General features: G+C 70.1%; 17 protein-coding genes. 4 read left to right on the plus strand and 13 right to left on the minus strand.

Annotated features, from left to right (window positions below):
• Positions 1-27: 27 nt before the first annotated feature.
• From WMF44_RS38060 to WMF44_RS38075, 4 genes are all read right to left on the minus strand, one after another.
• A complete protein-coding gene (locus WMF44_RS38060; protein ID WP_437294948.1) occupies positions 28-327 on the minus strand; it encodes a hypothetical protein in 300 nt (99 codons plus the stop codon).
• Positions 328-580: 253 nt separating this feature from the next.
• Positions 581-1,225, minus strand: coding sequence for a DUF2267 domain-containing protein (locus WMF44_RS38065; protein WP_437294949.1), 645 nt, complete (start codon positions 1,223-1,225; stop codon positions 581-583).
• 444 nt (positions 1,226-1,669) lie between these two features.
• The gene (locus WMF44_RS38070) at positions 1,670-2,818 is read right to left on the minus strand and encodes a PAS domain-containing protein (protein WP_437294950.1); all 1,149 of its coding nucleotides are present in this window, start codon (positions 2,816-2,818) and stop codon (positions 1,670-1,672) included.
• A gap of 185 nt (positions 2,819-3,003) precedes the next feature.
• A complete protein-coding gene (locus tag WMF44_RS38075) occupies positions 3,004-3,924 on the minus strand; it encodes a LysR substrate-binding domain-containing protein (protein WP_437294951.1) in 921 nt (306 codons plus the stop codon).
• A 90-nt stretch (positions 3,925-4,014) separates the two neighbouring features.
• On the opposite strand from WMF44_RS38075, the gene WMF44_RS38080 reads away from it, so the two are divergent.
• Positions 4,015-4,908 (plus strand): SDR family oxidoreductase, encoded by an 894-nt coding sequence (locus WMF44_RS38080; RefSeq protein WP_437294952.1) that lies wholly within the window; start codon positions 4,015-4,017, stop codon positions 4,906-4,908.
• Here WMF44_RS38080 and WMF44_RS38085 read toward each other — a convergent pair whose 3' ends face one another.
• The 3 genes from WMF44_RS38085 to WMF44_RS38095 form a co-directional block, all read right to left on the minus strand.
• Positions 4,909-5,739: a SagB/ThcOx family dehydrogenase gene (locus tag WMF44_RS38085; protein ID WP_437294953.1), complete on the minus strand. Its 831-nt coding sequence runs from the start codon at positions 5,737-5,739 to the stop codon at positions 4,909-4,911.
• Between the two features lie 124 nt (positions 5,740-5,863).
• Positions 5,864-7,255, minus strand: a complete 1,392-nt coding sequence (locus WMF44_RS38090; RefSeq protein ID WP_437294954.1) for a YcaO-like family protein — start codon at positions 7,253-7,255, stop codon at positions 5,864-5,866.
• Complete coding sequence (locus WMF44_RS38095; RefSeq protein WP_437294955.1) at positions 7,252-8,238, minus strand: TOMM precursor leader peptide-binding protein; 987 nt, start codon at positions 8,236-8,238, stop codon at positions 7,252-7,254. The genes WMF44_RS38090 and WMF44_RS38095 overlap by 4 nt, the downstream gene beginning before the upstream one ends.
• Before the next feature lie 954 nt (positions 8,239-9,192).
• Here WMF44_RS38095 and WMF44_RS38100 point away from each other — a divergent pair.
• Entirely contained in the window at positions 9,193-10,737 is a 1,545-nt protein-coding gene (locus tag WMF44_RS38100; RefSeq protein ID WP_437294956.1) for a hypothetical protein, read from the plus strand.
• A 480-nt stretch (positions 10,738-11,217) separates the two neighbouring features.
• On the opposite strand, the gene WMF44_RS38105 is transcribed toward WMF44_RS38100, so the two are convergent.
• Entirely contained in the window at positions 11,218-12,138 is a 921-nt protein-coding gene (locus WMF44_RS38105) for a transposase (protein ID WP_437294957.1), read from the minus strand.
• 303 nt (positions 12,139-12,441) lie between these two features.
• Here WMF44_RS38105 and WMF44_RS38110 point away from each other — a divergent pair, with 303 nt between their 5' ends.
• Both WMF44_RS38110 and WMF44_RS38115 read left to right on the plus strand, forming a co-directional pair.
• Complete coding sequence (locus tag WMF44_RS38110; RefSeq protein ID WP_437294958.1) at positions 12,442-13,761, plus strand: DNA polymerase beta superfamily protein; 1,320 nt, start codon at positions 12,442-12,444, stop codon at positions 13,759-13,761.
• Complete coding sequence (locus WMF44_RS38115) at positions 13,758-14,537, plus strand: nucleotidyltransferase domain-containing protein (RefSeq protein ID WP_437294959.1); 780 nt, start codon at positions 13,758-13,760, stop codon at positions 14,535-14,537. Before WMF44_RS38110 ends, WMF44_RS38115 begins: the two co-directional genes overlap by 4 nt.
• A gap of 37 nt (positions 14,538-14,574) precedes the next feature.
• On the opposite strand, the gene WMF44_RS38120 is transcribed toward WMF44_RS38115, so the two are convergent.
• The 5 genes from WMF44_RS38120 to WMF44_RS38140 all read right to left on the minus strand — a co-directional run bounded on the left by WMF44_RS38120 (position 14,575) and on the right by WMF44_RS38140 (position 23,209).
• Complete coding sequence (locus WMF44_RS38120) at positions 14,575-16,353, minus strand: protein kinase domain-containing protein (RefSeq protein WP_437294960.1); 1,779 nt, start codon at positions 16,351-16,353, stop codon at positions 14,575-14,577.
• Positions 16,354-16,425: 72 nt separating this feature from the next.
• Positions 16,426-17,022, minus strand: coding sequence for a TIGR00725 family protein (locus tag WMF44_RS38125; protein WP_437294961.1), 597 nt, complete (start codon positions 17,020-17,022; stop codon positions 16,426-16,428).
• A 263-nt stretch (positions 17,023-17,285) separates the two neighbouring features.
• Positions 17,286-18,623, minus strand: a complete 1,338-nt coding sequence (locus WMF44_RS38130; protein ID WP_437294962.1) for a GDSL-type esterase/lipase family protein — start codon at positions 18,621-18,623, stop codon at positions 17,286-17,288.
• 360 nt (positions 18,624-18,983) lie between these two features.
• Complete coding sequence (locus tag WMF44_RS38135; RefSeq protein ID WP_437294963.1) at positions 18,984-20,042, minus strand: formylglycine-generating enzyme family protein; 1,059 nt, start codon at positions 20,040-20,042, stop codon at positions 18,984-18,986.
• Between the two features lie 14 nt (positions 20,043-20,056).
• Positions 20,057-23,209 (minus strand): hypothetical protein, encoded by a 3,153-nt coding sequence (locus WMF44_RS38140; protein WP_437294964.1) that lies wholly within the window; start codon positions 23,207-23,209, stop codon positions 20,057-20,059.
• Positions 23,210-23,580: the final 371 nt, after the last annotated feature.

Genomic DNA, 23,580 nt, shown 5'->3' on the forward strand with positions numbered 1-23,580 from the left:
CGCGACACCCGGGATCGCGGAGATCACTCAATGGATGGCCCGAGGCCCACGCATCGCCAGGGCGACGAGGGGGTTTTGAGGGAACGGCCGCGCGCGATGGCGGCTCGAGACGACGAGACACGCGAGCCTTCCAGCGATCTCGAAGGTCGCGAGCGCGGCCGGCGCGCCGAAGTAATCGATCGGCACGAGATCGATGTTTCGCGCCGCCTTCGGCGCGGAACGCTCGTCGAGGATCTGCGCGAGCGCCTTCTGGTAGCTCTCGCCGGTCCGGGCCATCCTGGCGCGGACGTCGGCGCGCAGCTTCTTGTGGTGGTGGCGGTTCCCCATCGGCCCTGTCCAGGTGATCTGCCGAGATCGGTCCTTGTCGGCCGGCACCGACGGAAGAGCGGCAGCATCACGAGCGAAGACCGCCGAAGGGCAGCGCCCTCTTCGCCCCTCGCGGAGCCGTGCCGGCGGCGAGCGAGGAGCCGGGCCCGGAGCAGCCCGTGGGACGAAGTGTTCGCGGGAGCACGGCCGCTGTCAAGCAGGCGCCGGAGGCCCCCGCGCCGGGTGGGGCGTCCGCGCTGCGTCGTCCAGCAGGTCAGCGCTGCGTTTCGCTGACGGGGTGCGCGGGGCCGGGGCGCCCGTCAGCCAGCGTCTCTCGGAGGCGCTCCTGCGTCAGCCCCGGGCTGCTCGACAGTTTGGTATCCGCGTGGGGATCGTCTGATCGGGCGACCGACTGCGCATGGGCCGCCTCGGGGCGCGCCTCGCTCAAGGGGTGGCGGCTGCCAGGCCGCCCCGTGGCCAGCGTCGAGCCCTGGCCGGTCTCGGGCGGTGACGCGGCGTGCGCCGGCCGCGGCGGGGGAGCTCCGGCCGAGCGCGGCGCGAAGAGGTCCGCCCAGTCCGGCAGGTGCCGCTGGAGCCGCACGCGCTCGGCCTCGGGCAGCGCCTCGCCGATGACCTGGCACACGGCCTGGGCGTGCTCCATGCCAAAGCCGCGCGGCGCGCCCTCGCGGCGGGCGATGCGGTCGTAGAGCTCGTCGCGATCGAAGTCGCCCTGGTACGTGGCGCCGCGCACCGCGGCGGCGACCGGACCCAGTAGCCCACCGGCGACCGCGGCCGCCTCCTCCACGAGCAGCCGCTCGCCGAGCGTCCGTGCTGTCACCGTGATCGCACGCTCGGCCTCGTCGCGGCCCTCGAAGCCGGCGCGGCGCTGCACCTCCTCGATGAAGCGGTCGTAATCCATGAGGGGCCTCCTTCGGGAGAGGAGCCTTGCGAGGCCCATGCCAGGCGCATGCCCCGGCGACCCCAACCTGGGTCGGGTCGTCCGGCCTCAACCTGCGTCCGGCCTCAACCTGGGTCGGGTCGGGCGCGACAACCTCAACCTGGGTCGGGGCGCCCGGCGGCAACCTCAACCCGCCCGGCGGCAACCTCAACCGACAACCTCAACCTGGGTCGGGTCGCCCGGCGGCAACCTCAACCCGCCCGGCGGCAACCTCAACCTGGGTCGGGTCGTCCAACCCCTGACAACCTCAACCTGGATCGGCCGACAACCTCAACCTGGGTCGGGTCGTCCACAACCTGGGTCGGGTCTCCCCAACCTGGGCCGGCGACCTCGGTTGGCGACCTCAACGCCAACCTGGGTCGGCAACCTCAACCTGGGTCGGGGCGCCCGCCTGGGTCGGCAACCTCAACCTGGGTCGGGGCGCCCGGGGTCGGGGCGCCCGCCTCTGGCCGCCTCGCGCAGCGTGAGCCCGATGCAATGCCTCAGGCCCGCCTGGAGGTCGGAAAGCGTCGTGATCTCGGCGAGATCGATCCCGAGCGAGACGATCGTCTGGGCGACGCTCGGCCGGATCCCGGTGATGATGCCCTCCGCGCCGAGGAGCCGGATCGCGCGGACGAGATCGACGAGGTAGCTCGCGGTCTTCGTGTCCACGGCCTCGACCCCGGTCAGGTCCAGCAGCGCATAGCGGGCCCCGGTGCGCACCACCGCCTGGAGCAGGCTGTCCATCACCTCCGCCGTCCTCGCGCTGTCGACCACGCCGATCATCGGGAGCGCCAGCACGCCCTTCCAGACCTGCAGGATGGGTGTCGAGAGCTGGCGGATGACCTGCTGCTGCCGCTCGATGATCGCCAGCCGCTCCCGGAGCTCCCTCTCCGCGCGCCGTGCCTCGGTGAGATCGAGAGTGATGCCGACCACCGAGTCCACCTCGCCCCCCTCCCCTCGGACCGGGACGAACCAGTTCTCGATGGGCTTTCCGTCCGCTTCCATGACGTTGTGCATCGGCTCCCCTCGAAGCGCCCTGCGCAACCCCCCGGTCTCGTGCTCCTTGTAGAGGTCGAAATTGTTCAGCCCCACGAGCTGTCCTGGCTTCATGCCGGCCGCCGCGAGCGCCTTGCCGTCGTAGTAGGTGAACACGCCGCTGGCATCGCAGGCCCAGACGACGACATCGAGGTTCTCGACGAGGGCACGGAGGATGTGCTGGTGCTCCGCCTGACGCCTCGACGCCTCGATCTCGGCCGTCACATCGCGGCCGATGCACACCACGCCCGCCGCCTCGCCCCACGCATCGAGCACGCGGTGATGAACCCACACGACGGCCACGTCGCCCCCGCCCCTCCGGGCGTGACGCAGGCGCTGCTCCCCGCTGTCCTCGTCGAGCAGCCGCCGCCACAACGCCGCGCCCTCGGGGACAGGGAGCAGCTCGGCGATGGATCGACCCATCGCCTCCTGCCTCGAGAACCCGAGCTGCCGCGCGGCGCTCTCGTTCCACGCCGTGATCGCCAGATCCAGCCCGTATTCGACCACCGCGAGCGGCGATCGCGCGAGAGTGTCCACGTGTGCGCTCATGTTCATGTGCCCCGCCCGCGATGCGCCGGCGGCCTCGGCTGTGCAGCCTAACCTCACGACCTGCCGGCAAATCAAGCCTTAAGGGCGCCCGCGTGGAGGCGCGGATCACATCTCGTCGCGGCGCGGCCGTGGGTCCACCACGTGTGTAACGTTCGCGACAACCGGATGGGGCGCTAGCCCTCACCTGCGCGGCCCGCGCGCGCCGTGAGCTGCATCCGCAGCGCCTCGACCACGTGATCGCGCAGCGCGACGGTCTTCCTCGGCAAGTGCTGGCCGCTCGGGAACACGAGGAAGACGCCGCCCGTCGGCGCCGTCCAGCGCGGCAGCACGCGCACGAGCGCCCCGGCGAGCACGTCCTGCTGGACGAGGAAGGTCGGGAGCAGGCCGATCCCACCGCCGTTGCGCACCACCTCGCGCGCGAAGAACCCGTCGTTCACGAGCCACCGGACGCGGAGCCGCGCGCGGGCCCGCGACACCTCGTCTCGCCCGAGCGGGCTCGTCTTGATGAGCGACACGCCATCGTGCCCCGCGAGATCCTCCAGCGTCCTCGGCGTCCCCCGCGCGGCCAGGTACGCGGGCGAGGCGTAGAACTGGAGGTGCAGCTCGCCCACCTTGCGCGCGACCAGCGTCGAGTCCCGCGGCTGCTTCGTGAGGAACCGGAACGCAGCGTCGTACCCCTCTTTCACCAGATCCACGGGCTGCGTCGACAGGTGCATCTCGACCGTGATGCGCGGGTAGCGGCGGCAGAAGGCGGCGAGGATCTCCGCCAGCACCTCGGTGGCGAAGTCCGCCGTCGCGGTGAGGCGCAGCGTGCCCGACGGCTCGTCCTCGAGCTCCGGGATCCCCTCGATGGCCTCCGTCAGCGCCTTGAGCCGCGAGCCGAGCCGGTCGACCAGCGCGTGCCCGGCCGTCGTCAGCGCCACGGTGCGCGTCGTCCGCTGCAAGAGCCGCACGCCGAGCGACGCCTCCAGCGACGCGACGCCCCGGCTGACCGTCGACTTGGGCACACCCAGCCGGCGCGCCGCCTCGGTGAAGCTCGCCGTCTCGGCGACCGCCGCGAAGACGGAGAGGTGGTTCAGATCCATTGTTCCCATTTCGGCACACAGTAGCCAATTTATGCGTATTGCACCAGATTAGAGACAGCGGCAAGTATCCACCCAACCTCTTCACCAGGAGCTCTCACCATGTCTCAGCCTCTCCTCGTCACCGGCGCGAACGGCCAGCTCGGGCGGCGCGTCGTCGATCTCTTGCTCGCGCAGGGCGCAGGGCCGCTCCTCGTCACGACCCGGCACCCGGAGAAGCTCGGCGAGCTCCGCGCCCGCGGCGTCGAGGTGCGGCGCGCAGACTTCGATGCTCCCGCCTCGCTCGCGGAGGCGTTCGCCGGCGCGGCGCGCCTCTTGCTCATCAGCACCGACGCGCTGGACCGCCCGGGCAGGCGCATCGCGCAGCACCGGAGCGCGCTCGAGGCCGCGGCGAAGGCGGGCGTGCGGCACGTGGTCTACACGTCGCTGACCAACCCCGGGCCCGGCTCGCCGATCACGATCGCGCCCGACCACCAGGTCACCGAGGACGCCCTCGCGGAGAGCGGGCTCGGCGCGACCGTCCTGCGCAACAACCTCTATACGGACTTCCTCGTGCCATCGCTGCGGCGCGCGCTGGCGACGGGCCAGCTGGTCGCAGCGGCCGGAGACGGCAAGGCCGGGTATGTCACGCGCGAGGACTGCGCCCGCGCCGCGGCCGCGGCGCTGGCGTCCGATTTCGACGGCAAGCGCGTGCTCGATATCACCGGGCCGGCGGCCGTGTCCCAGCGCGAGCTCGCGCAGATCGCCTCGTCCGTCACAGGCAAGTCGATCGAGTACGTCCCCGTGCCGCGTGATGCGCTGGAGCAAGGCATGCAGAAGGCCGGGATGCCCGCCGCGATCGCCGGGCTGCTCGCCTCCTTCGACGAGGCGATCGCCCGCGGAACGCTCGATGTGGCGACGAGGGCGGTGGAGGAGCTGACCGGCAAGCCCGCGGAGGACGTGCGGAGCTACCTTGCGCGCCACCGGGCAGCGCTGCTCGCGCCGGTCGAGGCCTGATCAGGCGGGAACACCGATGGCGAGCGTGTAGACGACGGACTCGTTCACCCCATCCATGCCGAGGAGATCGTCGATGCCGCGGTCATAGTAGCCGCCCAGCGGAACGCCGCCGACCTGAAGCGACTGGGAGGCCAGCAGCACGTTCTGCGCCAGATGCCCGGCCTCGATCAGCGCGAACCGGTACCCTCGGAGGCCGTATTTGAACCGGTTTCGCCTGAACATCGCCGCGATCAGCAGGACCACGCACGCGCCCATCACGATCCCGGGAGCGACCATGGAGCCGCCTATCTCCTCCCGGCAGTCGCCAGCCCGCACCTGCTCCAGGGCGTGCTCGAAGGGGTCGTAGTGGTACACGCCGGAGGCAACACCGTCGACCCCGAGGACGGCGCAGTAGAGATCCAGGGGGTAAAGCGCGCCTCCGGAGGGGACGGTCCGCATCGTCATCGGGCTCGCGGGGACCGTGTGGGTGACGCCGTACCCGGCGTACACGAGGCTCGAGAGCGCCTGCGCGTCGATCCGCGCGCCGCTGAACTGACGGATCGATCTGCGCTCCCGCAGGAGCGCCGTCAGGCCCACATCGGGCAGCGCCGGTCCTGGCAGTCGAATCGCCTCGCCGAGCACATACCGCTTGGTCGACCTCGCCGTCGAGCGCTGGAGCTGCGCGCTCGTCTCCAGGAGCGCCCTGCCAGCGGCCTCCTCGCCGAGCATGCCCGGATGGAGCTTGGAAGCCTCATGGTATGTCTCCGCCGGATCATCGAGCTCCACCTGGTCTCCATAGACCAGCTCCGCGACATTGACCGTGGCCACATCGGCTTGACTCGATTTCATCATGTCCCCCTGTTGCCCCCGTCAGCGCGGCACGGCGCCGTGCCGCCGTCCAGCGCGATCCGCCCCTTCAGCTCGTTCGACGACGGACGCCGTGGATGACGCCCGCTCGTCCCTCTCTCGCAGGAGCTCACGGGAACGGGTGCGGATGGACGTTGATGTCTGCGAACGAGAGAGGCCTGGAGCGGAGCCCCGCCTCGTACGCCGCATGATAGAGCCGCTTGCCGCCGAGGAACCGCGCGGTGTGGGGCGCGTCGAGCCGGCAGAGCTCCGGGCAGATCACGCGCACCACCCACAGCCCGGCGTCGCGCACATCCGGCGAGGTGATGTCGACGAGGTACGCACCGACGCCTCGCCGCGCGAGCGCTCGCACGGCCGAAGCGGTCTGACCGAGCACGTCCGTGCCCTCCAGGGGGGGCACCTCGCCGAGGTGGCGCCGCTCTCTGCTTGCATCGAGGAAGGCGGAAGACGCGGCGCTCTCTCGCAGCGCATGGTAGAGCACATGATCGTCGAACGTGCGGACTTGATGCGCCTCCAGCGCGCGCCGTCCCCTGGGCAGAGCGCTCAGGAGCTGCTTCGCCAGCACCCTGGTCTGGAAGGCCTCGCGCAGCGCCTTCCGTGCAGCCTCCTGACCGGTCGCCGCGCTGGCAGCGCCGACGGTCAGGGCGGGTTGCCCGGCCAGGGCGCATCGCGTCACGCCGATGGCGGTCGGCACGCGGAAGAAGACGCTCGCGTCGAGCGCGGCATGGTGAATGCCCGCTGGGGCCGGAACCATGCGCTCGTCATGACGAGGCGAGCCGTCTCCCTGCCAATCCAGGAGCGGCAGCTCCAATCGGTTGTTCCATGCGAGCATGAACGCGTCGCGCTCGATGACCTCCATCAGCGCGCTGAACGCAGCCTCTTCCAGCGTACCGCCCAGCGCGGTCCCGCTGCTCGTCGAGTAGGCGATCTGCGGCTCGCCGCGCGCGAGGTGTGATCCCATGAACGTCAGCTGGGCCGGCAGCCACGCGGGCATCCCATCCTGGATGGACCAGCCACGCACCCACCGCACCCGGGTGCGGGAGGTGAAGGGCACATAGGGGAAGTCGCTCGACGCGTGCTGCGATGGATGAAACAGGGCGAAGCTTTCGGGCTCCGGCGCTGCCCCGTCCAGCTCCTCATACGAAGACAACACGAGATCCTCCGCAGGCGCGTAAAACGACGAATACCGCTCGACGGCCTCGGCGACCGCCGCCACCCAGGCCGCCTCGCGATCGGGATGCACGGCGCTGGACATGACCTCGGTCGGCGCGCCGACCAGATCCGAAAGGTCGCCCGTGTGGGCGCCAAAATTGAAGAAGCGGCAGTCATCCGGAGCGCGGAGCAGCTCCACGGTGTCGCGCACGACGCCCGTATAGGGAGACACGAGGGTGCGCAGCCTGCGGGCGACCTCGGCGAGCGGCGTGCGTTGCACACGCCTCGGCGTGCCGTGACAACGCGCCGGCGCGTCGCCTGGGAAGCGGAGCGGAGCAAACATGTTCATGGCTCCGTTCCTGCTTGCAGGGTGTACCAGGGGCTGGGGGCGCTCGCGGCGACGGCGGCGCTGCACGCCGAGCACCGGGGCACGCGGTACGCCATGTGCGTGTCGCTGCGGACGGTTGGACCTGGGTTGACCGCGTAAAACCGCCCTGGCAAGAGCGGGTCGCGCGAGACGATCCAGCGGGCCACGAGCAATGCGGCGAGGCCGCTCACGATCGCCAGCACGGCGCTCGGCAGCGGGAAGCTGGGCGTGCTGCGCTCCAGGGCCCAGTAGTGTCCGCGATACGCGACGTTCGAAGCGAGGCGCAGCCGGTAGCACTCGTAGCAGCAGGTTGCGTGCGGAAGGTAGAGCGGGCCTACCGCGGAGAACCTGCTGTCGTACGCGAGCACCTGCATCCAGGGGATACGCCGGCGCAGCGCTTCCGCGTTCCAGTGCGCCATCCAATCGAGCTCGCCTCGATCCGGAGCGACCACGACGAGGTCCGCCGAGGCCAGGTCGCCCGCCCCGGCATCGAACGGCCTCCGCTGCACGGCGGTGACCCCGGAGAGGCTCACCTGGCGCGCGATCTCGTCGGCGAGAACGCCGGCACCGACGACCGCCACGCTGGCGTCGCTCAACCTTTGCTGCGCGAGGGACTCCGGCTCGTCATCGCGGTATGCCGCGTGGAAGCGGGCCGATTCCCGGACGGGCCGCGGCGCCGAGGCCCCGACGGGAGCACCGCTCGTGAGCACCCCTCTCTCGGCCAGCAACCGCAAGGCGTTCGCCGTGGCAGGCTCGATGGACTTTCCCATGTACTCGATCACTTGCTCGACGGTACGCGTTCCATCGAGGATCGGAAGCAGCACCGGCAGCAGCTTGCTCGCGGCTTTGCCTTGAAAGCAGAGCGCCCTCTCTCCGTGCTGGAAGATCACCGCATCATCCGTGATCGCGACCCGATACCAGGTCTTGACACAGGGGAACTCGGGGACGTCGTCTAGCTTGTTCATACTCGCTCATCAGCTTCTTCGCGCTGCGGAGCTGGCGGCGAGGCCTCACCGCGCCGCCAGCGCTGGCACGCAGAACGATGACTGGGGCAGAGCCCGTCAGGAGTCAATGGAGCGCCGGACGAGGCTCCTCATCTGACGAGGAGCCCTGTCCGGCCGGACAGCGTCGCCCGCATCAACCGATACAGAGGATGCTGCTACTGCTGCTGCACGCAGCGATGCCGACAAAGACGACGGACTTCGCGGCGCCGTGCTCATCGACTGTGAGGTCCATCAGGTCGTCGACCAACCATTCAAACATTTGCGCTCGTCTCCCGCTTCGCCAGATTTCAGCCGCCGATCGCTCGACACACCTTCGTCAACGACGGCTCGGCCGACAGCCTCGACATCGAGGACGCCTGCGCCGAGCTGGATCTCGGCGAGGCCCTCTCCCGACGTGAGGTCCTGGAATCGTTCGATCAGTCGTCGGCCATGTTCGATTCCTCTCTGCCGTCGGTCACATCTGTCTGGACACCATGGCAAGCGATGTGCCAGCCGCGAAGGTGTGCCCTGTCTCGCCTCGAGGCCCATGAACCGCTGAGCAGAGCGGGCATTCTCGCTCGGCCACCGCAGGACCGGCCGAGCGGGCTGGAAGACACGCACGCGCAATTTCCTGCGCGATCGAGCAAAGCCCCACCGGCGCGCTGCGCGCCCGGTGGGAGACGCGCTTGCGTCAGCCAGGATCGCCAACCTGCGCCACGGCGCGAGCCAGACAGGCGAGCACCTCGCGCTCCTGCACCTCGCCCACGGACACCGGCAGCGAGAGCGCTCTCCTCGGCCTCGCCGTGCCCGCCGCTGTAGAGCGGGCGAACGGCCCTCTGGGCGAGCACAGTGCAATCTGCTTCGCAGATTTCCTGATATTGGACGCGAAACTCCCTTACGCTGGCCTCCCGGGATCTACCTGGAGGAGGAATGTTCATGCATCGATGGTCCGTTCTGCTGTGCGCTTCAGCTGTCGTTGCGTGTGGTTCGGGGGACGACTCGCCGGGGTACGAGGAGTCGGGCGGCGGCGACATCAGCTCCGGGGGAGGCGGAAGCGCGGGAGACGGGGGAAGCGGGGGGGACGGGGGAAACGGCGGGAGCGGCTGGCTCCCTCACGCGTTTCGCTATGGCGCCAACCTCGGCCACCGCAACGCGGACTGGGGCGACGACAAGGAGGCCACGCTCGCGGCGCGAGCAGGCGTCCGCAGCCTCCGCATCAAGCTGCCAGCGGCCCATTTCGCGAGGTGGGGATACGAGATCGAAGTCGGGGACATTCAATCGTACGCATCCCTGGGCATGGCGGACCATATCGGGTTTCTCATCGGCTCCGAGTCGGTCGATCTGACGGTGGCGCCGGCCGACGCGGAGGACTGGCAGAACGAGTACTATATCCCGAAGAGCCTTTACGAGCCGATCTTCTCGGCCGATGGAACGGTGAATCCGGGCAATGCGTGGGCCTCTTACGTGTACCGGACCGTCGACACCTACAAGCCCTGGGTCAAGCTGTGGCACGTGTGGAACGAGCCCGATTGGGTGGCTGACTGGCGCGTCACGGAGACCTGGAGGACCGAACCGCCGAAGGCCGCCGATCTCCCCCGGTTCAATGGATCGATATTCGATTATATACGAATGCTACGCGTCACGAAGGAGGCCGCGCGCAAGGCGGATCCGGACGCGCGGATCGCGACGGGGGGCATCGGATACCCCTCGTTCCTCTCGGCGATCCTGCGCTACACCGACAACCCCGACGGGGGGGCGGTCACGCCAGATTACCCGGAGAAGGGCGGCGCCTACATCGACGTGCTCGATTTTCACTATTACCCGATCTTCAGCCCGAAGAGCTCGGATGCGTCCGTCGACGATTTCCTCGCGTCGAAGGACGCTTTCGCCGCGACGCTCGCCGACGCCGCGGCGGAGGTGCAGGGGTGGAATGTCTCGGAGAATGGCGCGCCGCTCGCGCCGACGCCGGAGTACCCGGAGGTGGGGAGCCCGGAGTACGCGCGGAACTACCTCATCAAGATGATGACCATGGCGCAGGCGCACGGCGTCGGCGGCGTCGACTGGTTCATTCTATCGAACGGCGAGGACGGGAGCGACGACGTGTTCGCGCACATGGGTCTCTACAACGACGTCGGCGCCCTCGCCAGCGTGGATGAGGCGACGAAGACCGACCTCGGCAAGGCGTATACCACTCTCAACGAGGTCCTTTTCGGCGCGTCCTACGATGACAGCGCGACCAGGGCGCTCGCGCTGCCGGGGGGCGCTCGGGGCGCCGTGTTCACGAAGGACGGCAAGCGCCGGATCGCCCTCTGGGCCGTGACGGCGAGCAGCACGGAGGACGCGTCCGCGAGCGTCGAGCTCGCGACGGCAACGGGGTTCGAGGTCCACGCGTGGGACGGCGCGAAGACCTCCGCCGACGCGAGCGGCGGCAAGGCGACGCTCGCCCTCTCGGGCAGCCCGGTGCTGCTGATCGAACGGTGATGGCCAGATCGGGTAGACCCGACCGGTGCGCCGGCGACCTGACCCAGGTTGCGGCAACCCACTCCGACCCAGGTTGCGGGCGACCCGACCCAGGTTGCGGGCGACCCGACCCAGGTTGCGAGCCTACCCGCCGGACCCGGGTTGATCTGCGGCCGGCAACGCAGCAATTTCGGCCGAGCTGAATTCTATTCGTGGCACGATCGAACCCCGGCTAGGCGAGCTTAAAGCCAAGCTGGGCTAATCGCTATGTTCGTTTTCCGGTACGAAGCTCCCCGTTCGATCACGCAGAGCCGACCGCAACCCCTCCGGACCCACTCATACGCATTCGGAGCGGCATCGTCTCAGCACATCCTATTGCGCACAACGCCGCACAACGATCTGCCGCCCACACACCGTCCCCATACGGAGGCGCCCCACGACAAGGCACTGGTGCCCTCGCCCGTGCTGCCCACCTCCCTGCGGCGCCCCACCGCTGTGGCTCTACACTGTGAGCACGACGCCGGCCACGCTGGCGCCGTGAAACGTGCGCATCCACCACGTCCCCGCGGGGAATACAGCGCTGCGTACGCCGGCACGCCATCGCTCCAGTGCCGCACGGTACGACGCTCGAAACGCACGCACAGCGGCACCAGCGATTCGCCACGCATCTCCCTGCTCGCGACCCACCGCAAACGTCGGATTGCCGTCGCGCAGCGGCTCGAAGCTCGTCACGCGCTCGTAAGGGGACACCTTGCCGGCCCCCTCGGCGCCCAAGAAACGATGCCCTCGCCGCTGCACCTCCGCGTGGGCCCGCGCTTCGTGTCGCTCGAGCTCGGCAGAGACGTCCTGGCGAAAGCCCTCCGCGCTGTCCTGCTCGATGGCCGGGGGCAGCGCGAGCGAGACCGTCGCTTCCTCGGGCCACTGGGGGTTTTCCGGGTCGAGATACACCGAAGGGCGTGCCGCGCGCAGCACGCCGCGACCGAGCTCGTCCACATCCACCTTGGCGCCCGGCCACTCGCGCGCATGCTGCACCAGACCAGCGGCAACAGGATTCGCCATGACATAAGCAATCTTCTCCACCACCGCTGCGCGCGTCAGCAGCCGCACCACGCTCGTGGCCTCGTGGTCCCATACCGGGCCTTCCCACCCGCGAAGCACCTTCGTGCCGAGCGCGACGATGCGATGGAAGAATTGCAAGAACCGCGGCAGGACGCCCCTCGAGTCGGTCACGACCAGGTGCAGATGCGTTGACATGGCGCAGAGCGCATGGACCTCGATGTCGTAACGGCGAGTCGACACCGCGAGGACGTAGACCAAGAGCTGGGTGATTGCCGCATCCGGGCGGAAGAGCAGGTGCCGGCGCAGGACGCGACGGGTGATGAGGTAGGTGGCTCCGGCAACGATCTCGCGGGGCTGGCTCATGACAGGCGCAATAAGACAAGCGCCGTGCCAGGGATTTCCATCAATCATTTCGCGGCTCGACCAAGCTTCGTGGGTGGCGGCCGCCTGGCGGTCCGCCACCCGAGCTGGAGCTGTTGCGACTACTCCTAGCCCGACCTGGGTTGCGGTTAGTCCGACCCAGATCGGGACGCCAACCTCGGTCTGCCAACCTGGCCCACCGCCAACCTGGGTCGGACCCGGCGCGTCACCAACCTGGGTCGGATCCGGGTCGGTCGGTCGCTCCCAACCTGGGTCGGGTCGTCAACGTCATGGTAGCGTCCTCGCATGGAGCTCCGCCTGCGCGGCCTCACCCACCTCGATCCGCTCGCCGTCCCTCTGCCCCACGGCACCGAGGTGACAACCCGGGTCGACCGCGTCCTCGGGGAGCGCCGCGTCCCGCAGGGCGCCATCGGGCGCGTCGTCGGCTCGGCGGGCGCCGAGCTCGACGTGATGCTCGTCGGCGTGGGCGTCGTCCGCTACCGCCGGGACGAGCTCGTCCCGCGCAAGACCGGCCAGGTGCGGCACGCGGAGCGGCGCAGCGCCGCCTGGGACGCGCTCCTCCCCGCCGTCGTCCTCGAGGCCGTCGTGGGGTCGCGCGCGTGGGGGCTCGCGAACGAGGGGTCCGACACCGATCGGCGCGGCGTCTTCGCCCTCCCCTTCCCCTGGACCACGGGTCTCGCCGAGCCGCCGCGGGACCTCGTGAGCGCCGACGGCAGCGCCTCGTACTGGGAGGTCGAAAAGGCCATCCGGCAGGCCCTGCGCGCCGACCCGAACACCCTCGAGCTGCTCTTCGTCCGCACCGCCGAGGCGCGCGACGAGATCGGCGCCTGGATCCTCGAGGCGCGCGGCGCGTTCGTCTCCTCGGCCATCTACGGCAGCTTCGGCCGCTACGCGCTCTCGCAGCTCAAGCGGCTCTCGCAGGCGCACCGGCTGGCCGAGCACCGGGAGCGCGTGCTCGACTGGCTCGCGAACGACCCCGCGATGTCGCTCGACGACGTCGCCCGGAAGCTCGCCGCCGTCAGCCCGCGCGCCGCGCCGACCGAGGCCGACAGGGAGCTCCAGGCGAAGGAGTACATCAAGCAGCTCTACCGCTCCCTCCACGACCAGGGCCTGCTGCCCGCGCGCGACTTCGCCTCGCTCGCGGCCTTCGCCCGGGCGGACAGGACGTCGCTCGACCTCTCCCGCGACCTCCGCCCCAAGAACGCCTACAACCTGGTTCGCCTGATCGCGACCGCCATCCGCTGGCTGCGCGACGGCGAGGTCGACCTGGTCGTGCAGGGCGATCTCCGCGAGACGCTCCTCGCCATCAAGAGCGGCGCCTGGCCGCTCGATCGCACGATCGAGCTCGCCGAGGCGATGACGCCCGAGCTGGAGGCCGCGCGGCTCGCAACCAGGTTGCCGCCGCACCCCGACGTGCCCCGCGCCGACGTGCTCCTCCGGCGGGTCCGCCAGGAGATCGCCCGCCGGCACCTCGCGGCGGAGCCCGGCCCCCTCGGCAAGGACGCTCCCCCCGCGCCTGTCGCAACCTGGGACGACGGAGACGCGGCCCCCACGCCCGGCAACGACCCCACGCCCGGCAACGAGGAGAGAAAGGACGACCGATGAACTTCCAGGTGCTCGAAGCAAAGCAGCAGGAGGTGGCGGCGCGCGTCATCGCCGAGGAGGAGGCCAAGCGTTCGCACCTCGTCATCGCCCTCAGCGGCGCCCACGCGTACGGGTTCCCCTCGCCGGACAGCGACCTCGACCTCAAGGCGGTCCACGTCGAGCCGACCGAGAAGCTGCTCGGCCTCCACCGCAGCAACGCGAGCCCCGAGCGGATGCAGGTCATCGACGGCGTCGAGATCGACTACACGTCGAACGAGCTCCACCCCGTCCTCATCGGCGTCCTCCAGGGCAACGGCAACTACATCGAGCGGATCCTCGGCCCCCTCCAGCTCCACGTCGATCCCGACCTCGCCTCGCTTCGCCCGCTCGTCGCCGCCGCGCTCTCGCGCCGGATCTTCCGCCACTACGTCGGCTTCGCCACGAGCCAGCTCCGGGCCTGGGAAGCGGGAGGCCGCGCGTCGGCGAAGAAGCTCCTCTACGTCCTCCGGACCACGTTGACCGGCGCCCACGCCCTCCGGACGGGCGAGATCGTAACCGACGTCACCTCGCTCCTCGATCTCTACGGTTTCAGCGCCGCGCGCGAGCTGGTCGAGGCCAAGCGGGCCGGGGAGCAGGCGCCGCTCGCGCCCGACGTCGCCGAGCGCTGGGCCGAGCAGATCGCCCGCGCCTTCACGACCCTCGAGGCGGCCCGCGACCACGCCGTGCTGCCGGAGGAGCCGCCCAACCAGGGAGAGCTCAACGACTGGCTGCTCGCGCTGCGCAAGGCGCGGCTCTGAGGCGCGGCGAGGGCTCGCATGCCCGGCCAGCCCGGTCTCACCGCGGCAGCGAGCAGCCGTCCCCGCACGCCTTGCGGCCGTCGCCGCACTTCACCGCGGGCCCCTGCCCCACGCAGGTCACCGGGCATCCTCCCCCGGCATTGGAGCACGTCACCGCGCACGAGCCCATGCACATCACCTGGCACCCTCCGACCCGATTGCACCTCACGACGCTCCTGTCGCCCACGACGTGGGCGCACTTGTTCACGTCCTCGCAGGTGATCGAGCACCCCGCGCCGCAGGTGACCTGGCACGTCTCCGCGTTGCGGCACTCGGTGGAGCAGCCGTCGGCGCACGTCGTGCTGCACCCCGTGCTCCTCGCGCAGGAAGACTGGCAGTCACCGGCGCAGTGGCTCGCGCAGCTCTCTCGATCGGAGCAGCTCGGCTTGCAGCCGGGCGCGTCGCCGCACGTCAGCAGGCAGCTCGCCGGCACGTTTCCAGGACTGCCGCCCGGGCAGGTGCAAGGCACGCCCGGCGGGCAGCCGGCGGGGTCGACCGCGAGCGCCGCAGCGCTCCGGGCCCGCGCGACATCTGGGAGGGACACCGGCGCGCCGCTGTCGCCAGCGTCGCCGGCGCCCTGGTCGCGGGAGGGCCAGAGCAGCAGCACCATGCCGACTCCCACGCAGAAGAGGAGCACCCCCACCCCGCCGACGACGGCCATCTGCGTCGCTCCCGGCGCGCGCGGCCCCCGCCCCCGGAGCGCGGCCCCCGCCCCCGCCGCCCACGGATAAGGCTGCCCCGGAGGAGCCCCCGTCGAGGCGGCCACCGCCGCCGGCATCACCCCCCCCGGCGGGCTCGCGCTCGGGAACTGCGCCCCCACCGGCGGCCCGTCGGGGATGGCCCGGCCGTACGCGCGCGTGCGCTCGTCCATCCTGGCCAGCTCCCCCGTCGCGAAGGGCGGCTCCTCGCCCCGTCGCAGCGCGCGCACGTCGGCGAGCATCGTTTGCGCGTCCGGGTAGCGCCGCTCGACCTGGAAGGCGAGCGCGCGGTCCACGACGCGCGCGACCCGCGGATCCACGCCCGGCGCCACCGTCGACAGCGGAGGAGCCGGCGTCGTGCCCCGCTTCACGAGGAGCTCTCCCTCGGTGAGCCCATCGTCGTCGTGGACTCGACGGTTCGCGAGGACGGTGAACATCGTCGCGCCCACCGCGTAGAGGTCGGCCCGCCCGTCCACGTTCCTCCCCAGGATCTGCTCGGGCGCCATGTAGCTCGTCGTGCCCAGCACCGCCCCCGTCCGCGTCTTCAGCCCCGAGCCGCCCTGCTTCATGCGCGCGATCCCGAAATCGAGCACCTTGAGCCGCCCATCGCGGGTCACGAAGAGGTTGTCGGGCTTGATGTCCCGATGGACGATCCCGGCGTCGTGCGCCGCCTTGATGACCTCGAGGAGCGTGTCCATGTGGGCGAGGAGCTCGATCGAATCGATCGCACCGAGCCGCAACACGCGCTCGCGGAGGCTCTCGCCTTCGAGCAGCTCCATGACAAGGAACGGCTCTCCGCGCTCGGTCACGTCGATGTCGTGGACCTGCACCGCGGCCGGGTGCCCGAGCCGCGCCGCGGCGAGCGCCTCCTGCTCGAAGCGGGCGCGGAGCTCCCGGGACACGGCGCCCTCCGGGTGCAGGATCTTGATGGCCACGCGGTGCCCCACGTGGTGGGTGGCCGCGTAGACGGCCGCCATCCCCCCCGCCCCGATCAGCGCGTCAATCCGCCATTTTCCGTGGAGGATCGTCCCGACGCGGGCTCTCAGCCGCTGGATCTCATCCTCTTCCGCTTCCGACATCGGCGCGGAGGCTAGCACGGGCTGCCGCGCGGCCGGCCCGCGCGGAGGCCGCGCCGCGCGCGCGGCGCCCTGTCACGCCCCCCGGCCGCGGCCGCGGCCCGCCGTCTCCCACGCCGTCGCCACCGCCTCTTCCGCGCTCGCGACCGACAGGATCCGATCCGAGCGCCGGTCGTCCACGCGCCCCCCGGCGAGCTGCCTCGCCCAGCCCCCGCTCGCCGCGAGCGCGAGCACCGGCTTGCCGAGCTGCCAGGCGACGGCGATCTCGCTCAGCGTGCCCGCGCCGCCGCCGACGACAACGACCACGTCGGCCATGGCGACGACCAGGATATTGCGCCCGATCTGCATGCCGGTCGGGACGACGATGTCCACGTACGGGTTGGCCGTGGACGCCTCGTACCCTGGCAGGATCCCCAGGATATCGCCGTCGCGCCACGTCGTCGCCGCGCGCCCGCCGCGCGACACGGCGGCCATGACGCCCCCCAGCCCCCCGGTGACCAGCCGGAACCCCGCCTCCACGGCGCGCCGCCCGAGCTCGACGCACACAACCTCGGTCGCCGCGTCCACCGCGAGGCCGTTGCCGATCACCGCCATCACGGGGCGGCGCGGCACGTAGGGAGCGATGTCCCGCTTCGTGTCCTCCTCTTCTCGCTCGTCCCGATCGTCGTCCATCACGGCTCCGCTCCGGCGCCCGCTACTTCTTCAGCCGGCCGATGAGCCGATCGCCCAGCTTGGGCTGATCGTTCATCCCGAACCAGATGCTCCACCCTGGAGGGCGCGGGCCGGCCGAGCCCTCCCGAGGGCGCTGCTCCCCGGGCCGCCGTTCGTGCGCCCGATCGAGCTAGCCCCCGCGGCCGCGTGGCGTCAAGGCTCGCGCCGGCGCCGCGGGCGCGCTCGGTCACGCGTGGTCGCGTGTCGTCCGGCGTCTTGTCGCGCTACCGCTGGGCCGGGTAGAGGCCGTCCACGGCGTCGGCCCAGAGCTTGTTCATGGCCACCCGCCCGGCGGGATCCGGGTGCACCTTGTCGGTGAACCGGTCGGGGTGGTCCTTGAACCACGTATACAGATCCGGCCCAGGAGGGAGGCCGTTCTCCTGCGTCAGGGCGTCGATCGCCTCGTTGAACACAGGGACCGCGTCGTGGTTGCCGTCCGGCGAGAACGGGATGTGCGCGAGCACCGGGACGCGGCCCGCTGCCTCGATCTTGTCGATGATCTGCTGCAGGTTCGCCTTGAAGGTGCTCGGGTCGGTCTGGCCCCAGGAGTCGTTGGTGCCGTAACCGATGGCGAAGTAGTGGAAGTCGGGGTTCAGCTCCAGCACGTCATCGATGCGATCGAGCGCGCTGGGCTTGTCGCTGCTCTTCGTGAGCTCGCTCCCGATGCCGCCGTTGATCATCGCCGGATAGTGGGCCGGGTGCGCCGCGTGCACGTTCTCGGCGAAGCTCGGCTGCGTGGCCGGGGTGTCGCGGTCGTAGGCGTACGCCGTGATGCTGTCGCCGAGGAAGAACCACGTGTCCTCCGCGCCCTTCGAGATGTCGTGCACGTCGATCTCGTCGAGCTGCACGCCGGTGTCGTCGGTCGTCGCGGGGGCCGCGGTCACGACGAGCCGGACCCAGCTCTTGCCGCCGAAATCGAAGCTGTGGGCGCGCGTGCGGACCGGGTTGTCGGTCACCTCCGCGACCTGGGTCCAGGTGCCGTCCGAGCCGTTCGTCGAGTCGCTCGACGTCTCCACGCGGTAGGCGCCCGGCGCCCCGTATTGCACGTCCGTGTAGTTGTAGTTGTACGAGGCCGTCCAGCTCAGGAGCAGCCGCTCGTACCCGGTGCCGACCTGGATGGCGACCCAGGCGGGCGCGGCCGAGGTGGGCTTGCCCGCGATCCAGGTCCCTGCCGACCTGTACTTGCCGTCGTTGATCACCGACGCCGTCCCCGCCGAGGCGAAGGCCGGCTTGCCGCGAGAGATGATGGGATTGGGCACGATCCCCTGCGCGCCCGCGCCGCCGCCGGTGCCGCCGCCGCCGCCCGTGCCGCCGCCGCCGCCGCCGCCGCCCCCGGTGCCGCCGCCCCCCGTGTCCCCGGCGCCGCCCGTACCACCGCCCGCGCCGCCCGAGCCCTGCGCGGTGGTGCTCCCGGAGCCCCCGGAGCTCGCCGACGAGCCGCCCGTGCCCCCGGAGCTCGCCGACGAGCCGCCGCCGTCGTCGTCCGCGCAGGCCGGCAGGAGCAGAGCCGCCCCCAGCGCGAGAACCAGGAAAGGTGACCGGTGAAATGAACGCAAAGCCATCGCAACTGACCTCCAGCGCCGGGCACTCTGGGGCAGTTCGGCGCCACGATCAACCACCTCCGTCATCGAACCATGCCGACAAATGAACCGGTAAAGTCAAGCTCGATGCGCCACGAAACGCGGCAGCTAAGGAAAGTGCCTCGGCGAGCGAAACTGTCAACTGAAACGGTAAATATTCAGAGATGTTGCCCGTCGCGACGGGGGCACGGCAGGTCCTCGCGACGGGCGGTGCCCACGGTCGGGATCAACCGTTCGGGCAGGTGCCCGCAGCGCGAGTCGCGCTGTACCGGCGGCGGCTCGCGGCCGCCGACGCCCAGCCCGACGAGGCCCTCCGCCACGAGGCGCCCGGCGGGCTGAGCCTCACTTGATGGTTCGGACGAGACGGAAGCCGACGCCTCGGGACACCGCGTCCGAGGCGGGGTAATTCTGGCCGGCCACTCGCAGCATATCCCGCGAGCCCGCGGCGTTGCCACCCCGAGCCACGCGGAGATCGGCCGCGTCGGTCCTCAGCGCGATCTCCGTGGCAGGGTTCGTCACGGGCCCCTCGGCGTCGTGAAAGACGGGTCGATCGCTGGTCCATTCGAAGACGTTGCCGAGCATGTCGAACAGGAGCCAGCGGTTGGGCCGCTTCGTCCCCACGGGGTGCGTACGCCCTCCCGAATTCACGTCATACCATGCGATGGGCTCGAGGCTCGGCTCGGGGTCGTAGCGCGCATCCGGATTCGCTCCGGTGATGTCACCTCCGTAGTATGCCGTCCTCGTCCCCGCGCGCGCGGCGTACTCCCATTCTGCCTCCGTTGGCAGGCGGTAGCCCTCGCACTCGTAGACGCTCGTCGCGTCGCCCGTGAGCTCCACGCGACCGCAGATCACGCCGCGGCCCAGCTCGCCTTGACATTCGGAGAGCTCGAAGCAGGGCGCGAGCGGCGGTTCGTGACGTGCGGAGAGCAGGTTCGCGAAGAGCAGGGCTTCGAACCACGTCGCATAGCGGAGCGGGCACGCGTCGTCCTTGCAGGTCACCGGACCTTCCTGCACCTTCTCCGGCTTCTCCGGCATGACGCTGACGAGCTCCGACCACTGCTTGCGCGTCAGCTCGAACTGCCCGATCTCGAACCCGCGCTCGAGCGTGACCGCCCTTGGGATCTCGGAGCTCTCACCACGCCAGAGCTCGCTCTCTGGCGAGCCCATGATGAAGCAGCCCGGCGGAATGCGACACCAACCATCCGCGCACTCGGCCACCACCGCCGGATGGCGACACACGGATCCATCGGCGGAGGCGGCTTCCCAGCCAGCCACCTCCGGACCGGCCGGATCCACGTTGCTGGCCGGGACGACAGAGGGCTCCTGGCGCTCCGCCTCGGGCTGGCAGCCGAGGGGGACGATCAGGAGAGCCCAGAGAGCGACACCGATCGCGCACGTCATCGAACCGCTTGTATTCATGGCTCGTCGCTGACCCCGAGGTCCGCACCCACGACTTCGAATCGATCCGCTGCGGGCTGAGTCTTGAACCCCTCCGTCACGAGCAAGGCGACGCCGCCGAGCAGGCTCTCGTGGCCCAGTCCGCCATTCCAGCTGACGCGCTTTCCCTTGCAAGATTCGATGTTCTCTACCGATTCACTGCACGCGGCGACGTAGGCGTCGAAGAGATCCTTCATCCTCCAGCGCAGCTCCGGCGTCGGATGGTTGTCGACCCCGTAGAGGAACTCCAGCCAGTCGTACTCAGTGCCGAACGAGAGGAGGTCGGGGGACGAGCTCTGATCAATGCAGTGCGTGTTGCGCCACCGGACGGCCTGCTTGCAGCTCACCGGGATCGGCGGCTGATTGATGTAGAGCCCGGTGTCCGGGTCCTGCTCGCAATCGGTCACGCCCGGCATGCACGCCGTGTTCGATATCGGCTTGTAGTAAACGAACGTGCAGTCCGATTCCATGTCGGCGTTGAAGGCCTTGGCCGCGAAGTACTGAGCAAACCCCTCGACCTGCGCGGCGTTCGGCTCCTCCAGCGATTGCAGGCAATGGAGCCGCTGATCGGGGGGGACGCCATCGCAGCGGCAGAGCGGGGGCTGGTCGGCGTCGCCCGCGCAGCCGTACTCCGGCCTCATCAGCCCTTGACCGCTGCCCTGAATGAAGTGACCGAACTCGTGCGCGACGACGTACTTGAAGCGGGTCGACGAAGCGGCCAGTCCATCTGGCTCGAGGAACAACGTGTCCTGGCTCCTGCAGCTCGTCAGGAGGGGCTCCCCCGTGCAGGGGTCGTCGATCTCGCAATATTCGTCGACGACGATCTCGACTCGACCATTACCCTCGTAGCGATTCAAGATCATGGCGCGTTTGATGCCGAGCTCGCCATCGCTCTCGTGTTCACGTTTGAGCATCTGGCTGATCGCCGCGCCGGCTCGGGTGATCGAGTTGTGCTCGACGAAGACCGGGCGGAGGGGCGCCGGGGGCATCGTGGGCCAATCGATCGGACGGGCCGAGCATGTCGCGTCGGTGACGCTCCCGACGTCCTCCGCGTAGATCGCGCACATGGAGGCCGGGCCGCTCTGCCCGGTCTGCCGCACGACGACGTTGGCCCCGGTGAACGTCGAGCCGTTCGTGGCGCAGTTGGTCTCCGACGGGTCCAGGCAGTGCTGGCTGATGACGCGGGTCGCGATCTGGAGGTCGGTGCCCAGCTGCCAGTGCGAGCGAACGGGGAGCTTGGACCTCGGAACGCAGCCGTTGACGTCGAGCACGCCGCCGCGGTCGAACAGCACGCCGGTCGAGTTCGTCATCGTGATCTGGTAGCGCGCAAAGCTCGCCGGGACCGGCTGCATCGCCTTGCCGGGAAGGTAGTCCTCGCTGCCGATGCCGGTCCAGGGTCCAGAGTCGATGAACTGCGCGTTCCAGTCGAAGCAGATGTCCGGGCTCGCGATCGGCGTCGCGGTGAAGCACATGCGGCCGCCGTCGATGCACGTCTCGTTCGCGCCGGTGGCGCCGGTGTACAGGTCGACGTCGAACCCGTAGTCCCGGAGGTCGTCGTCCCCCAGGCAGAACCATGCATCGTCGTCGTCCACGTCGACCGAGACGTGGACCGTGGCCCGGTCGCGGGCGACCTGCACCGTGCCGCTGCTCGTCTGCCCCATGTCCTGGCCGTCGATGACGAGCTTGGCGACGAACGGATCGACCGTACCACACAGCACCTCGCTCTCATCGAAGTTGAGCGAGGTGACCGTGAACGTGAAGGCGGCGGGGCCAGCCTCCTCGTTGCTCGTGTTGCCCACCTGCGGGCCCACGAAGTCGCCGTACACCTCCGAAGCCAGGTGGGACGTGGCGGACGTCGTCACCTCCGGCGCGAGCTGCACGCTCAAGGACGCGAGCGACACGCCCGGGCGCTCGATCGGGACGAGGGCGGGCGGCGAGGCGGGCTCCGGCTCCGGGGGGGCGTCTCCCAGATCGCATGCGGGGCTGGACGAGCTCGCGGTCGCCGTCTCTCCGGCGAGCTGCCACGAGAGGCTGCCGCTCAGGTCGAAGGGCGCAAAGAACACCTTGTCGTGCACCCCGGGCAAGAGCGTCGTGGGCGGCGCCACGTCTCCCGCGGGGACGAGCTGGTTCTGGGGGCCGAGCGGCACCGTGACCGGGAAGTCGCTCTCGTTCTCGTAGCCGAAGAGCGCGGCCCCCGCAGGGTGCTTGAAGCGTCGCACGCACTTGACCACCGGGTGGATGTTCAGGACATCGTGCCAGTGGTCGAAGGGGTCGAACGTGATGGTGGAGCCCGCCTCGGCGGCCTCGACCGTTTGCCCGAAGAACGACCCTCGATGTCCGGGCGACCCGACGGGCGCGAGGCGCAGGGTCGCGCTGGGCGCCACGATGGTCCCGTTGAACGCGGACTCGAGCGAGACCGTCCCGGTCCCGAGGTAGGCCAGGAAGAAGCTGCTGTCCGGGCCGACGATCTGAACGCCCCCTTTGAAGTCGAGCAGCTGGCGCACGTAGACGATCACCGGGCCGGCCGACGTGTCGAGGCGGGCGATCGACTGAGGCTGCATCTGGAGCTGATCGAGGTAGTACGTGCCCGAGCTGAGATCCAGGGTGCTCCGAGAGCCGACGGAAACGCTCGCGTAACCTCCCGGGGCCAGCGACGAGGTCGTGTCCGGTCCGACGGGCGGTACGCTGACGAGCGACGGGTAGTCGATCGTGAAGCGCAGGTTCCCGAGCGGGCCGAGGGGCGTGGCTGCCAGCTCGGTCCCGACGATCGCTGCGCCGGCTTGCTTGGTGATGGTGCCTGCCGCCTGGACCGTGCCGGTGGCCTCCGTCTGACTCCCGAGCCAGACATTGCCTCCGCTGACGAGCGACCCGGTCCTCGTCGCGGCGTTGACCTCGAGGAGGCCGGTGCCGACGTTCACCGCCGGCGCTGGCGCGCCGTTCACGTCGCGCAGCGTGACCCCGCCGGCGATGCGCAGCGACTGCGATGCATGGAGGGCGACGTTGCTCTGTGAAAAGCCTGCTGGGAACCCGAGCGCAATCTCGAACTGGTTCAAGAGCGCCTGCTTGGCCGTGGAGATCTCGGCCTGCTCGGGGGCCTCCCCCTCCGGCGTACCACAGGCTACGACGCTCACGCTCGCCGCCAGCGCCAGAGCCCGTGAGAGCCGCGCCTGGATCCTTGAACCGTCATTCGTCGTGCTTCTCCCTCTGCCAGCGGCAGAAGGACACAACCTGATGCGCTCCGGTAGATTGATGTTCTCGTGGTTTGCCATTGTCATCCCGTGAGCACAGGCCGCTGTGAAAAACGCTGTTTTTCGGCCGCTCGGACTGGCACGTAGCACTCCATGTGCCAGGCGCAGAGAGCGCGAGAGGCCTCGATCCGTCGCGCTCCACGCGCTGGACGACGGGCCGCCCGCCGCGCCGTGAGGCCCATTCTCCATGACATGTCACGGGCTGCGGCGTGACATGTCACGGCTCGCGGCGTGACATGTCACGGCCCGCGGCG

The organism is Sorangium sp. So ce426 (assembly GCF_051475585.1).
GTDB lineage: Bacteria > Myxococcota_A > Polyangia > Polyangiales > Polyangiaceae > Sorangium > Sorangium cellulosum_B.

Bases quoted from the DNA above. Each gene is read 5' to 3' on its own strand.
- WMF44_RS38060 (WP_437294948.1), bottom strand. From the start codon at position 327: ATGGGGAACCGCCACCACCACAAGAAGCTGCGCGCCGACGTCCGCGCC.
- WMF44_RS38065 (WP_437294949.1), bottom strand. From the start codon at position 1,225: ATGGATTACGACCGCTTCATCGAGGAGGTGCAGCGCCGCGCCGGCTTC.
- WMF44_RS38075 (WP_437294951.1), bottom strand. From the start codon at position 3,924: ATGGGAACAATGGATCTGAACCACCTCTCCGTCTTCGCGGCGGTCGCC.
- WMF44_RS38080 (WP_437294952.1), top strand. From the start codon at position 4,015: ATGTCTCAGCCTCTCCTCGTCACCGGCGCGAACGGCCAGCTCGGGCGG.
- WMF44_RS38085 (WP_437294953.1), bottom strand. From the start codon at position 5,739: ATGATGAAATCGAGTCAAGCCGATGTGGCCACGGTCAATGTCGCGGAG.
- WMF44_RS38090 (WP_437294954.1), bottom strand. From the start codon at position 7,255: ATGAACATGTTTGCTCCGCTCCGCTTCCCAGGCGACGCGCCGGCGCGT.
- WMF44_RS38095 (WP_437294955.1), bottom strand. From the start codon at position 8,238: ATGAACAAGCTAGACGACGTCCCCGAGTTCCCCTGTGTCAAGACCTGG.
- WMF44_RS38100 (WP_437294956.1), top strand. From the start codon at position 9,193: ATGCATCGATGGTCCGTTCTGCTGTGCGCTTCAGCTGTCGTTGCGTGT.
- WMF44_RS38105 (WP_437294957.1), bottom strand. From the start codon at position 12,138: ATGAGCCAGCCCCGCGAGATCGTTGCCGGAGCCACCTACCTCATCACC.
- WMF44_RS38110 (WP_437294958.1), top strand. From the start codon at position 12,442: ATGGAGCTCCGCCTGCGCGGCCTCACCCACCTCGATCCGCTCGCCGTC.
- WMF44_RS38115 (WP_437294959.1), top strand. From the start codon at position 13,758: ATGAACTTCCAGGTGCTCGAAGCAAAGCAGCAGGAGGTGGCGGCGCGC.
- WMF44_RS38120 (WP_437294960.1), bottom strand. From the start codon at position 16,353: ATGTCGGAAGCGGAAGAGGATGAGATCCAGCGGCTGAGAGCCCGCGTC.
- WMF44_RS38125 (WP_437294961.1), bottom strand. From the start codon at position 17,022: ATGGACGACGATCGGGACGAGCGAGAAGAGGAGGACACGAAGCGGGAC.
- WMF44_RS38130 (WP_437294962.1), bottom strand. From the start codon at position 18,623: ATGGCTTTGCGTTCATTTCACCGGTCACCTTTCCTGGTTCTCGCGCTG.
- WMF44_RS38135 (WP_437294963.1), bottom strand. From the start codon at position 20,042: ATGACGTGCGCGATCGGTGTCGCTCTCTGGGCTCTCCTGATCGTCCCC.